General features: G+C 57.6%; 9 protein-coding genes and 1 tRNA gene. All 10 read right to left on the reverse strand.

Annotated features, from left to right (window positions below; translation table 11 throughout):
* Window positions 1–91: 91 nt before the first annotated feature.
* Window positions 92–463, reverse strand: coding sequence for a 30S ribosomal protein S12 (gene rpsL / locus SM130_RS18395; protein ID WP_003280832.1), 372 nt, complete (start codon window positions 461–463; stop codon window positions 92–94).
* Window positions 464–602: 139 nt separating this feature from the next.
* Window positions 603–4,802 carry a DNA-directed RNA polymerase subunit beta' gene (gene rpoC / locus SM130_RS18400; RefSeq protein WP_102824655.1) on the reverse strand — a complete coding sequence of 1,400 codons (4,200 nt, stop codon included), beginning with the start codon at window positions 4,800–4,802 and terminating at the stop codon, window positions 603–605.
* A 65-nt stretch (window positions 4,803–4,867) separates the two neighbouring features.
* Complete coding sequence (gene rpoB / locus SM130_RS18405) at window positions 4,868–8,938, reverse strand: DNA-directed RNA polymerase subunit beta (protein ID WP_102824654.1); 4,071 nt, start codon at window positions 8,936–8,938, stop codon at window positions 4,868–4,870.
* A 219-nt stretch (window positions 8,939–9,157) separates the two neighbouring features.
* Window positions 9,158–9,526, reverse strand: coding sequence for a 50S ribosomal protein L7/L12 (gene rplL, locus SM130_RS18410; RefSeq protein WP_102824653.1), 369 nt, complete (start codon window positions 9,524–9,526; stop codon window positions 9,158–9,160).
* Between the two features lie 75 nt (window positions 9,527–9,601).
* Entirely contained in the window at window positions 9,602–10,102 is a 501-nt protein-coding gene (rplJ, locus tag SM130_RS18415) for a 50S ribosomal protein L10 (RefSeq protein WP_102824652.1), read from the reverse strand.
* Between the two features lie 191 nt (window positions 10,103–10,293).
* A complete protein-coding gene (gene rplA, locus SM130_RS18420; RefSeq protein ID WP_038663390.1) occupies window positions 10,294–10,989 on the reverse strand; it encodes a 50S ribosomal protein L1 in 696 nt (231 codons plus the stop codon).
* On the reverse strand, window positions 10,989–11,420 hold the full coding sequence (gene rplK, locus SM130_RS18425; protein WP_102824651.1) for a 50S ribosomal protein L11: 432 nt from the start codon (window positions 11,418–11,420) through the stop codon (window positions 10,989–10,991). The genes rplA and rplK overlap by 1 nt, the downstream gene beginning before the upstream one ends.
* 108 nt (window positions 11,421–11,528) lie before the next feature.
* A complete protein-coding gene (gene nusG / locus SM130_RS18430) occupies window positions 11,529–12,062 on the reverse strand; it encodes a transcription termination/antitermination protein NusG (protein ID WP_102824650.1) in 534 nt (177 codons plus the stop codon).
* A gap of 9 nt (window positions 12,063–12,071) precedes the next feature.
* Window positions 12,072–12,440 carry a preprotein translocase subunit SecE gene (secE, locus tag SM130_RS18435; protein ID WP_102824649.1) on the reverse strand — a complete coding sequence of 123 codons (369 nt, stop codon included), beginning with the start codon at window positions 12,438–12,440 and terminating at the stop codon, window positions 12,072–12,074.
* 42 nt (window positions 12,441–12,482) lie between these two features.
* Window positions 12,483–12,558, reverse strand: a tRNA-Trp gene (locus SM130_RS18440).
* Window positions 12,559–12,583: the final 25 nt, after the last annotated feature.

A 12,583-nucleotide genomic window follows, 5' to 3' on the forward strand; every position in this document is an offset into this window, starting at 1 on the left:
CCCTCAAACGGTCTTCAGGTTAGCCCGGAACGGTAACGCGGAGGTTACGTCCGACCTTACTCTTATCGACTCAAATAAATAGAAATGCTGCTTACTTCGGACGCTTGGCGCCGTACTTGGAACGACCCTGCTTACGGTCTTTAACGCCGGAGGTATCCAGCGAACCGCGCACGGTGTGGTAACGCACACCCGGAAGGTCTTTTACACGACCGCCACGGATGAGCACTACGCTGTGCTCTTGCAGGTTGTGGCCTTCACCGCCGATATACGAAGCGACTTCATAGCCATTGGTCAGGCGAACACGGCACACTTTACGCAGTGCAGAGTTCGGTTTCTTCGGCGTGGTGGTGTACACGCGGGTGCACACGCCACGGCGTTGCGGGCAGTTTTGCAGCGCAGGGACGTCGCTTTTTTCGACGACCCGCTTACGCGGCTGACGTACCAGCTGGTTGATAGTTGCCATCTACAAGCTCCACTGTTGTCTTTCGACACAAACGAAAAATGGCAGGGCACGAAGCCCCGCCAAATTAGGGGTACGAGAGTCTAAAGAGCTTCTCGCCCACCGTCAAGGCAAGCCCTGGCTCACAGCCAAGGCTCAGCACTTAGTTACCGCTGGAGTTCAGCGCCTCGGTCAGAGCCGCTTCGACCTCATCGGCGCTCACACGAACGGGCTTGTCTGCTTCACGCCTGCGCTTGCGCTCGCTGTGATATTGCAGACCAGTACCGGCCGGGATCAGACGACCCACGACCACGTTCTCCTTGAGGCCGCGCAGATAGTCGCGCTTGCCGGTGACGGCCGCCTCGGTCAGAACGCGCGTGGTCTCCTGGAACGACGCCGCCGAAATGAACGACTCGGTCGACAGCGATGCCTTGGTGATACCCAGCAGAACGCGGACGTACTTGGAGACGAACTTGTCGTCGTCGCTCAAACGCTCGTTCTCTTCCAGAACTTGCGTCAACTCCATCTGGTCGCCCTTGATGAAGCTGGAATCACCCGATTCGCTAATTTCCACCTTGCGCAGCATCTGGCGAAGAATCGTCTCGATGTGCTTGTCGTTGATCTTCACGCCCTGCAGGCGGTACACGTCCTGAATCTCGTTGACGATGTACTTGGCCAGTGCGCTGACACCCAACAGACGCAGAATGTCATGCGGGTTGCTCGGACCGTCGGAGATTACTTCACCCTTGTTCACCTGTTCGCCTTCGAAGACGTTCAGGTGGCGCCACTTCGGAATCAGCTCTTCGTACGGATCGCTACCATCGGTCGGCGTGATGACCAGTCGGCGTTTGCCTTTGGTTTCCTTGCCGAAAGAAATCGTACCGCTGATCTCAGCCAGGATCGAAGGCTCTTTCGGACGACGCGCCTCAAACAGGTCGGCTACGCGCGGCAGACCACCGGTAATGTCGCGAGTCTTCGAGGTTTCTTGCGGGATACGTGCAATGACGTCGCCCACGTTGATTTCAGCACCGTCGGCCACGCCCACCAGCGCGTTGGCCGGCAGGAAGTACTGGGCCGGTACGTCGGTACCCGGCAACAGCAGTTCCTTGCCATTGAGATCTACCATCTTGATCGCCGGACGAATGTCTTTACCCGATGCCGGACGGTCTTTCGGATCCATCACTTCAATATTGGTCAGGCCGGTCAATTCATCGGTCTGACGCTTGATGGTGATGTTCTCTTCCATGCCGACGAAGGTCACGACACCCTTCATCTCGGTGACGATCGGGTGAGTGTGCGGATCCCACTTGGCAACCACAGCACCGGCGTCGACTTTGTCGCCTTCCTTGACGGAAATCACCGCACCGTACGGCAGCTTGTAGCGCTCGCGCTCACGACCGAAGTCATCGGCAACCGCCAGCTCGCCCGAACGGGAAACCGCGACCAGCGCGCCATCGGCACGCTCTACGTGCTTCAGGTTATGCAGGCGGATGGTACCGCCGTTCTTTACCATAACGTTGTCTACGGCCGAAGTACGACTAGCCGCACCACCGATGTGGAACGTACGCATGGTCAGCTGGGTACCCGGTTCACCGATGGACTGAGCAGCGATAACGCCCACAGCCTCACCAATGTTCACCTGATGACCACGTGCCAGATCGCGGCCGTAGCACTTGGCGCAGATACCGTAACGGGTTTCGCAGGAAATCGGCGAGCGCACGACTACTTCGTCAATGCTGTTCAGCTCGATGAAGTCGACCCACTGCTCGTCGACCAGCGTACCGGCCGGCACCAACACATCATCGGTGCCCGGCTTGAGTACATCACGCGCGATCACGCGACCAAGTACACGCTCACCCAGCGGCTCGACGACGTCACCGCCCTCGATGTGCGGCGTCATGAACAGGCCCTGCTCGGTACCGCAATCGACTTCGGTAACCACCAGATCCTGCGCGACATCGACCAAACGACGGGTCAGGTAACCGGAGTTAGCGGTTTTCAATGCGGTATCCGCCAGACCTTTACGAGCACCGTGAGTGGAGATGAAGTACTGGAGTACGTTCAGACCTTCACGGAAGTTCGCAGTGATCGGCGTTTCAATGATGGAACCATCCGGCTTGGCCATCAGGCCACGCATACCGGCCAGCTGACGAATCTGCGCAGCAGAACCCCGCGCGCCCGAGTCAGCCATCATGTACATCGAGTTGAACGAATCCTGCTCGGCTTCCTTACCATCACGATCAATGACCTTCTCCTTGGAGAGGTTGGCCATCATCGCCTTGGAAACTTCGTCGTTGGCCTTGGACCAAAGGTCGATCACCTTGTTGTACTTCTCGCCCTGAGTTACCAGGCCCGACGCGTACTGGCTCTCGATCTCTTTAACTTCCTCGGTAGCCGCATCGATGATGCGCGCCTTCTCATCCGGAATGACGAAGTCGTTCACGCCGATCGAGACACCGGAAATGGTCGAGTAAGCGAAGCCGGTGTACATCAGCTGGTCAGCGAAGATGACAGTGTCCTTCAAGCCAACGGTGCGGTAGCACAGGTTGATCAGCTTGGAGATCGCCTTCTTTTTCATCGGCTGATTGACGACATCGAACGCCAGGCCGGCCGGCACGATCTGGAACAGCAGCGCGCGGCCGATGGTGGTGTCGACGATGCGAGTGTTCTTCGTGATGCTGCCGTCGCGATCCTTGATCACTTCGTTGATGCGCACCTTCACCCGGGCGTGAAGCGATGCTTCACCGGCGCGGAAGACACGGTCGACTTCCTGAAGGTCGGCAAACACGCGTCCTTCACCCTTGGCGTTGATGGCCTCACGGGTCATGTAGTACAGACCCAACACCACGTCCTGCGAAGGAACGATGATCGGCTCGCCGTTGGCAGGCGACAGGATGTTGTTGGTCGACATCATCAGCGCGCGCGCTTCCAGCTGGGCTTCCAGCGTCAGCGGCACGTGAACGGCCATCTGGTCACCGTCGAAGTCGGCGTTGTACGCAGCACAAACCAGCGGGTGCAGCTGGATTGCCTTGCCTTCGATCAGAACCGGCTCGAACGCCTGGATACCGAGACGGTGCAGGGTCGGAGCGCGGTTGAGCAGAACCGGATGTTCGCGGATGACTTCGGCGAGAACGTCCCAGACTTCGGGCAGCTCGCGCTCGACCATTTTCTTGGCCGCCTTGATGGTGGTGGCCATGCCGCGCATTTCCAGCTTGCCGAAAATAAACGGCTTGAACAGTTCCAGAGCCATCTTCTTCGGCAGACCGCACTGATGCAGACGCAGGGTCGGGCCGACGGTGATTACGGAACGACCGGAGTAGTCCACGCGCTTACCGAGCAGGTTCTGACGGAAACGACCCTGCTTACCCTTGATCATATCGGCCAAGGACTTCAGCGGGCGCTTGTTGGAGCCGGTGATGGCACGACCGCGACGGCCGTTATCCAGCAGCGCATCGACAGCTTCCTGCAGCATGCGCTTTTCGTTGCGCACGATGATGTCCGGCGCCGACAGGTCGAGCAGACGCTTCAGGCGGTTGTTGCGGTTGATCACGCGGCGATACAGATCATTGAGATCCGAGGTTGCGAAACGACCGCCATCAAGCGGAACCAGCGGGCGCAAATCCGGCGGCAGCACCGGCAGAACGGTCAGGATCATCCACTCCGGCAGGTTGCCCGAGCCAAAGAAGGCCTCCATCAGCTTAAGTCGCTTGGAGAGCTTCTTGATCTTGGTTTCCGAGTTGGTCTGCGGGATTTCTTCGCGCAGGCGACCGATCTCGTGCTCCAGGTCGATCTGGATCAGCAGCTCGCGCACCGCTTCGGCGCCCATACGCGCGTCGAAGTCGTCACCGAACTCTTCCAGCGCCTCGAAGTACTGCTCGTCGTTCAGCAGCTGTCCCTTCTCCAGGGTAGTCATGCCTGGATCGATAACTACGTAGCTCTCGAAATAGAGCACGCGCTCGATATCGCGCAGGGTCATGTCCAACAGCAGGCCGATACGGGACGGCAGCGACTTCAGGAACCAGATGTGAGCGACCGGCGAAGCCAGTTCGATGTGCGCCATGCGCTCGCGACGCACCTTGGCCAGCGCGACTTCTACACCACACTTCTCGCAGATCACGCCACGATGCTTGAGCCGCTTGTACTTACCGCACAGGCACTCGTAATCCTTGACCGGGCCAAAGATCTTGGCGCAGAACAGGCCGTCGCGTTCTGGCTTGAACGTACGGTAATTGATGGTTTCCGGCTTCTTTACTTCACCGAAGGACCAGGAACGGATCATCTCGGGCGAAGCCAGGGCAATCTTGATGGCATCGAACTCTTCGATTTGACCCTGGTTTTTCAGCAGATTCAGCAAGTCTTTCAAGGCCTTTCCTCCTCACGGACCTGCGGCAACCGGCTAGTGCCGGTTGCCGCGTAGGCGGTGCGTGGTTATTCGGTTTCCAGATCGATATCGATACCGAGCGAGCGGATCTCTTTGATCAACACGTTGAAGGACTCCGGCATGCCGGCCTCCATACGGTGATCGCCGTCCACGATGTTTTTGTACATCTTGGTCCGCCCGTTCACGTCATCCGACTTGACCGTGAGCATTTCCTGCAGGGTGTAGGCGGCGCCGTAGGCTTCCAGTGCCCAGACCTCCATCTCACCGAAGCGCTGACCACCGAACTGCGCCTTACCACCCAGCGGCTGCTGGGTAACCAGGCTGTAGGAACCGGTGGAACGCGCGTGCATCTTGTCGTCGACCAAGTGGTTCAGCTTGAGCATGTACATGTAGCCGACGGTCGTGGTGCGCTCGAACTTGTTACCGGTGCGCCCATCGAACAACTGCATCTGACCGCTTTCCGGCAGGTCGGCCAGCTTGAGCATGGCCTTGATCTCGCGCTCCTTGGCTCCGTCGAATACCGGAGTAGCCATCGGAACGCCTTTGCGCAGGTTATTCGCCAGGTCCAGCACTTCTTGGTCGTTCAGGTCATCTAGGCTTTCCTGACGACCGCCGATCTCGTTGTAGATCTCGTGCAGGAATTTACGCAGATCGGCGACCTTGCGCTGCTCTTCGAGCATCAGGTTGATCTTCTCGCCCAGGCCCTTGGCCGCGAGGCCCAGGTGAGTCTCGAGGATCTGACCGACGTTCATACGCGACGGTACACCGAGCGGGTTGAGCACGATATCTACCGGAGTACCGTTGGCATCATGCGGCATGTCTTCTACCGGCATGATCACCGAGACGACACCCTTGTTACCGTGACGACCGGCCATCTTGTCGCCCGGCTGGATACGACGCTTGATAGCCAGGTAGACCTTGACGATCTTCAGTACGCCAGGTGCCAGGTCATCGCCCTGCTGCAGCTTGCGCTTCTTATCTTCAAACTTGTCATCAAGCAGCTGCCGGCGGTCGGAGATGTAGGCCTGGGCCTTTTCCAACTGCTCGTTCAGGGCATCTTCTGCCATGCGCAGCTTGAACCACTGCCCATGCTCCAGCCCGTCGAGAGTTTCGTCGGTGATCACCGCGCCTTTCTTCAGGCCAGCACCACCCTCGGCAGTCGCACCCACCAGAGCCGAGCGCAGGCGCTCGAAGGTGGCGCCTTCGACAATGCGGAATTCTTCGTTGAGGTCCTTGCGGATCTCGTCGAGTTGCATCTTTTCGATGGCCAACGCACGGGTGTCACGCTCGACGCCGTCACGGATGAATACCTGCACATCGATAACAGTGCCCTTGGTGCCGGTCGGCACACGCAGGGAGGTGTCCTTAACATCGGACGCCTTCTCACCGAAGATCGCGCGCAGCAGCTTCTCTTCCGGCGTCAGCTGGGTTTCACCTTTCGGCGTCACCTTGCCAACCAGGATATCGCCTGGGCCGACTTCGGCTCCGACGTAGACAATGCCTGCCTCGTCCAGCTTGTTCAGCGCAGCCTCACCCACGTTCGGAATGTCCGCGGTGATTTCCTCTGGGCCGAGTTTGGTGTCACGCGACACGCAGGTCAGCTCTTGGATATGGATAGTCGTGAATCGGTCTTCCTGAACCACACGCTCCGAGAGGAGGATGGAGTCTTCGAAGTTGTAGCCGTTCCAAGGCATGAACGCGACGCGCATGTTCTGCCCAAGCGCCAGCTCACCCATATCGGTGGAAGGACCATCGGCCATGATATCGCCGCGCTCTACCACGTCACCCTTGCGAACCAACGGACGCTGGTTGATGCAGGTGTTCTGGTTGGAACGGGTGTATTTGGTCAGGTTGTAGATGTCGACACCAGCCTCGCCGGTTTCGACCTCAGCATTATGAACACGTACGACCACACGACTGGCGTCGACCGAATCGATAACACCGCCACGACGAGCAACCACGCAGACGCCGGAGTCGCGCGCCACGTTACGCTCCATACCGGTACCGACCAGCGGCTTATCCGAACGCAGAGTCGGCACGGCCTGACGCTGCATGTTCGAACCCATCAGGGCGCGGTTGGCGTCGTCATGCTCGAGGAACGGAATCAGCGAGGCAGCGACGGAAACGACCTGCTTCGGCGACACGTCCATCAGCGTCACATCTTCGGGCGCCTTGACGGTGAATTCGTTCAGGTGACGCACGGCAACGAGTTCGTCGACCAGCTTGCGACCGTCCAGCTTGGCGCTAGCCTGGGCGATTACATGGTCAGCTTCTTCGATCGCCGACAGGAACACGATCTCGTCGGTAACCTCGCCTTCCTTGACAACACGGTACGGGCTTTCCAGGAAGCCGTACTGATTGGTCCGGGCATAGGCCGCCAGTGAGTTGATCAGACCGATGTTCGGGCCTTCTGGCGTTTCGATCGGGCACACACGGCCGTAATGGGTCGGGTGTACGTCGCGTACTTCGAAGCCAGCGCGCTCACGAGTCAGACCGCCCGGGCCGAGTGCAGAAACACGGCGCTTGTGGGTGATCTCGGACAGCGGGTTGTTCTGGTCCATGAACTGCGATAGCTGGCTGGAACCAAAGAACTCCTTCACCGCCGCCGCAACCGGCTTGGCGTTGATCAGGTCCTGCGGCATCAGGCCTTCGCTTTCGGCCATAGACAGACGTTCCTTGACCGCACGCTCAACGCGCACCAGGCCGACACGGAACTGGTTCTCAGCCATCTCGCCGACACAACGGACACGACGGTTACCCAGGTGATCGATATCGTCGACGATGCCTTTGCCGTTACGGATGTCGACCAGGGTCTTGAGGACTGCAACGATGTCTTCGCGGCTCAGCACGCCCGAACCTTCGATCTCGGTACGACCGATACGACGGTTGAACTTCATTCGGCCGACCGCGGACAGGTCGTAACGCTCCGACGCGAAGAACAGGTTGTTGAACAGCGTCTCGGCAGCATCCTTGGTTGGCGGCTCGCCTGGGCGCATCATCCGATAGATTTCCACCAGCGCTTCTAGCTGATTGGTGGTGGAGTCGATCTTCAACGTATCGGAAATGAAAGGACCGCAATCGATGTCGTTGGTGTACAGGGTTTCGATACGAACGACCTGAGCCTTGACGATCTTCGCCATGACGTCGACGGTCAGCTCGGTGTTGCACTCAGCGATGATTTCACCGGTGGCGGGATGCACGATCGCCTTGGCAACGGTGCGACCGACCAGGTAGTCCATCGGCATCTCGAGTTCTTTGATGCCAGACTTGTCGAGCTGATTGATGTGACGAGCAGTGATACGACGACCTTGCTCGACGATGACCTTGCCGTTCTCATCCTTGATATCGAAGCTGGCGATTTCACCACGCAAACGCTGCGGCACCAGCTCCAACGAAAGGTTCTCGCCCTTCACATGGAAGACATTGGTGTCGTAGAAAGCATCAAGGATCTCTTCAGTGCTATAGCTCAGCGCACGCAGCAGCACTGACGCCGGCAGCTTGCGGCGACGATCAATACGCACGAAGACCGCATCCTTCGGGTCGAACTCGAAGTCGAGCCAGGAGCCGCGATAAGGAATGATGCGAGCCGAGTACAACAGCTTTCCGGAGCTGTGAGTCTTGCCGCGGTCGTGGTCAAAGAACACGCCCGGCGAGCGGTGCAACTGAGACACGATGACACGCTCGGTACCGTTAATGATAAAGGTACCGTTCTCGGTCATCAGGGGGATTTCCCCCATGTAAACTTCTTGCTCTTTGATGTCCTTGATGGCCTTGTTCGACGATTCTTTGTCGAAAATGATCAGGCGCACTTTAACCCGCAGCGGGACTGCAAATGTCACACCGCGCAGGACACATTCCTTGACATCGAAAGCCGGCTCACCCAGACGGTAGCCGACGTACTCCAGCGCTGCATTGCCGGAATAGCTAATGATCGGGAAAACGGATTTGAAGGCTGCATGCAAGCCAATGTCGCGGAACTGATCTTTGGTCGCTCCCGCCTGCAGGAATTCGCGGTACGAATCCAGCTGGATGGCCAAAAGATACGGCACGTCCATCACGTGCGGTAACTTGCTAAAGTCCTTGCGGATTCGTTTTTTCTCAGTATATGAGTAAGCCATCAGCGTTCCCCAGCTTGGTCACCTGCTTGTTTGGCTCTCCCGACGGGAGCAGCCAGAAAATCTTGCGAATCCCTTGATTCGCACCGCCCCTAAGGACGGCATTTCCATCATCGCTACCAGGCGAACACCAAGCAGCTATAACGGAAAAAGGCCGGTGGCAAGAGCCACCAGCCATCAGCCTTTCGCGAGTCGCTCGGGCTGTAGACGCAAAGTCGTCGCTTACTTGAGCTCGACTTTGGCGCCTGCTTCTTCCAGAGCTTTCTTGGCAGCTTCGGCTTCTTCTTTCGAAACGCCTTCCTTGACCACGCCCGGGGCACCGTCAACGACAGCCTTGGCTTCTTTCAGGCCCAGACCGGTCAGTTCGCGAACAGCCTTGATGACGTTGACCTTCTTGTCGCCGGTTTCAGTCAGGACGATGGTGAACTCAGTTTGCTCTTCGACAGCAGCGGCAGCCGGGCCGGCAGCAGCAACGGTTGCAGCAGCAGCGGTAACACCAAACTTCTCTTCCATTGCCTTGATCAGTTCAACAACCTGCATCACGGACATTTCGGAAACGGCGTTGATGATATCTTCGTTGGTCAGAGCCATGACTCTAGTTCCTGTATTTAGGTGACAGCCTTCGGCCATCTAATTCAAAAAGTGATTGCGAAAGTAGCCAAACGCTTATGCGGCGGCAGCTTCTTTCTGGTCGCGAACGGCCGCCAGTGTACGAGCCAGCTTGCTGGTAGCGCCTTGGATGACGCTCATCAGCTGAGAAATGGCTTCGTCGTAGGTCGGCAGAGTTGCCAGCACGTCGATCTGATTGGCTGCGAGGAACTGACCCTCGAACGCAGCGGCCTTGATCTCGAACTTGTCCTGACCCTTGGAGAATTCCTTGAAGATACGAGCAGCAGCGCCCGGATGTTCGTTGGAGAACGCAATTAGGGTCGGGCCTTTGAACACGTCGTTGAGCACTTCGAACTGAGTGCCATCAACTGCGCGGCGCAGCAAGGTGTTACGTACAACACGTACGTATACGCCAGCTGCGCGGGCCTCTTTACGGAGTCCGGTCATGGCCCCCACGGTCACGCCACGGGCATCAGCCACGACAGCGGACAGGGCAGCTTTGGCAGCCTCGTTGACTTCAGCGACGATGGCCTTCTTGTCTTCGAGTTTGATTGCCACGGGATACACTCCTGGATGTTACCGTTTCATCCGATCGAAACCGGACGGGTGTTGGTGTCTGATTCGGTACGAATCGGGAGCACCTCTGCGTAGGCTTTTGGTTTAAGGCTTGCGCCGCCTACGGTCTTGGATAGCCCCCGCCAGGCAGGGACCCCAATTTCGCAGCGCCCTGTCAACAGGGCGCCTTAGTCTTACGCTTCCAGGGAAGCCTGATCGATGACCAGTCCCGGACCCATGGTGGTACTCAGGGTAACGCGCTTGACGTAAATACCTTTTGAAGTCGACGGCTTCAGACGCTTGAGGTCCGAGAGCAACGCCTCAACGTTCTGCTTCAGCTGACCCGCCTCGAAACCAACCTTACCCACGGAGGTATGGATGATGCCGTTCTTATCCGTACGGAAACGCACCTGACCGGCCTTAGCGTTCTTGACAGCGGTAGCGACGTCCGGCGTAACGGTACCGACCTTCGGGTTCGGCATCAGGCCGCGCGGACCGAGGATCTGACCCAGCTGGCCAACCACACGCATGGCGTCTGGCGAAGCGATCACTACGTCGTAGTTCAGATCACCACCTTTCATTTCGGCAGCCAGCTCATCCATGCCAACGCGATCTGCACCAGCAGCCAGAGCGGCTTCAGCGCCCGGGCCCTGAGTGAACACGGCGACACGAACACTCTTGCCAGTGCCGTTCGGCAGAACAGTAGCACCGCGCACGACCTGATCGGATTTACGCGGATCCACACCGAGGTTGATCGCGATGTCGAAGGACTCGGTAAACTTCACCGCAGAGACTTCAGCCAACAACTTCGCTGCATCTTCGAACGAGTACTGCTTACCAGCTTCGATTTTCTCGGCAATAGCCTTCTGGCGCTTGGTCAACTTAGCCATTACACACCCTCCACGTTCAGGCCCATGCTGCGAGCCGAACCTGCGATGGTTCGAACGGCAGCTTCCATTTCGGCAGCAGTCAGATCAGCCTGCTTGGTTTTGGCGATCTCTTCCAACTGCGCACGTGTAACGGTGCCGACCTTTTGGGTGTTGGGACGAGCGGAGCCACTGGCAATACCAGCAGCTTTTTTCAGCAGAACTGCAGCGGGAGTACTCTTGGTTTCAAAAGTAAAGCTGCGATCGCTGTAGACAGTGATGATCACTGGAGTCGGCAGACCGGGCTCCTGGCCCTGGGTCCGGGCATTGAACGCCTTGCAGAACTCCATGATATTGACGCCGTGCTGACCCAGCGCAGGACCAACGGGCGGCGACGGGTTAGCCTGACCGGCCTTTACCTGAAGCTTGATGTAAGCTTGAATCTTCTTAGCCATAGATACTCCGTTACGGGTTATAACGCCTTACGGCTCCCCATTGATGATTTATCCCAGTGACGACAAAACCCCGCAGCCTGAAGCTGCGGGGCGGGATACTTCGTCCAGTTAAACCTTTTCGACCTGACTGAACTCCAGCTCTACCGGGGTAGAGCGACCAAAGATCAGGACAGCCACCTGGATACGACTTTTCTCGTAGTTCACTTCTTCGACCACGCCATTGAAGTCTGCGAACGGACCATCCGCCACCCGCACCACTTCACCCGGCTCGAAGAGCGTTTTAGGCTTGGGCTTATCGGTTCCGTCAGCAACGCGACGCAGGATAGCTTCTGCCTCTTTGTCCGTAATGGGCGCCGGCTTGTCCGCCGTACCACCAATGAAGCCCATCACGCGAGGAGTATCCTTTACGAGGTGCCAGGTACCCTCACCCATTTCCATCTGAACAAGAACGTAGCCAGGAAAGAATTTGCGCTCGCTTTTGCGCTTCTGCCCGTTACGCATCTCGACGACTTCTTCAGTCGGAACAAGAATCTCACCGAACTGATCTTCCATTCCGGCAAGCTTGATGCGCTCAACCAAAGAGCGCATGACGTGCTTCTCGTAACCCGAGTAAGCATGCACAACATACCAACGCTTAGCCACGAGACACCCTTAACCAACAACCATGGAGACCAACCAACCGAGCAGGGAATCAAGCCCCCACAACAGAAGCGCCATCACAAGCACCACAACAACCACGATCAACGTTGTTTGAGTGGTTTCCTGACGGGTCGGCCAAACGACCTTGCGAATCTCACCGCGCGCTTCTTTCAGCAACACAGCGAAGGAACGACCCTTGGAGGTCCGCAGCGCAACAAACGCAGCAATAACACCAATTGCCAGGACCGCAAGGACACGATAGAGAATCGGCTCAGCGGAGTAGTATTGATTGCCGACAACGGCAACAACCACCAAAGCAGCCACAACAAGCCACTTCACCAGATCGAAGCGCGCGTCATTGGCTTCAGCTTTGATATTCATCTGCTAGAACCTTGTAAAGACTGCCAATTTCGTTATTGAAAATGGCAGGCCAGGAGGGAATCGAACCCCCAACCTGCGGTTTTGGAGACCGCCGCTCTGCCAATTGAGCTACTGGCCTAGAAAGAGTCAGGCCGACTATTATG

This window comes from Stutzerimonas stutzeri (genome assembly GCF_038561965.1).
Classification (GTDB): Bacteria; Pseudomonadota; Gammaproteobacteria; order Pseudomonadales; family Pseudomonadaceae; genus Stutzerimonas; species Stutzerimonas stutzeri_AA.

Bases quoted from the DNA above. Each gene is read 5' to 3' on its own strand.
- rpsL (WP_003280832.1), bottom strand. From the start codon at position 463: ATGGCAACTATCAACCAGCTGGTACGTCAGCCGCGTAAGCGGGTCGTC.
- rpoB (WP_102824654.1), bottom strand. From the start codon at position 8,938: ATGGCTTACTCATATACTGAGAAAAAACGAATCCGCAAGGACTTTAGC.
- rplL (WP_102824653.1), bottom strand. From the start codon at position 9,526: ATGGCTCTGACCAACGAAGATATCATCAACGCCGTTTCCGAAATGTCC.
- rplA (WP_038663390.1), bottom strand. From the start codon at position 10,989: ATGGCTAAGTTGACCAAGCGCCAGAAGGCTATTGCCGAGAAAATCGAA.
- rplK (WP_102824651.1), bottom strand. From the start codon at position 11,420: ATGGCTAAGAAGATTCAAGCTTACATCAAGCTTCAGGTAAAGGCCGGT.
- secE (WP_102824649.1), bottom strand. From the start codon at position 12,440: ATGAATATCAAAGCTGAAGCCAATGACGCGCGCTTCGATCTGGTGAAG.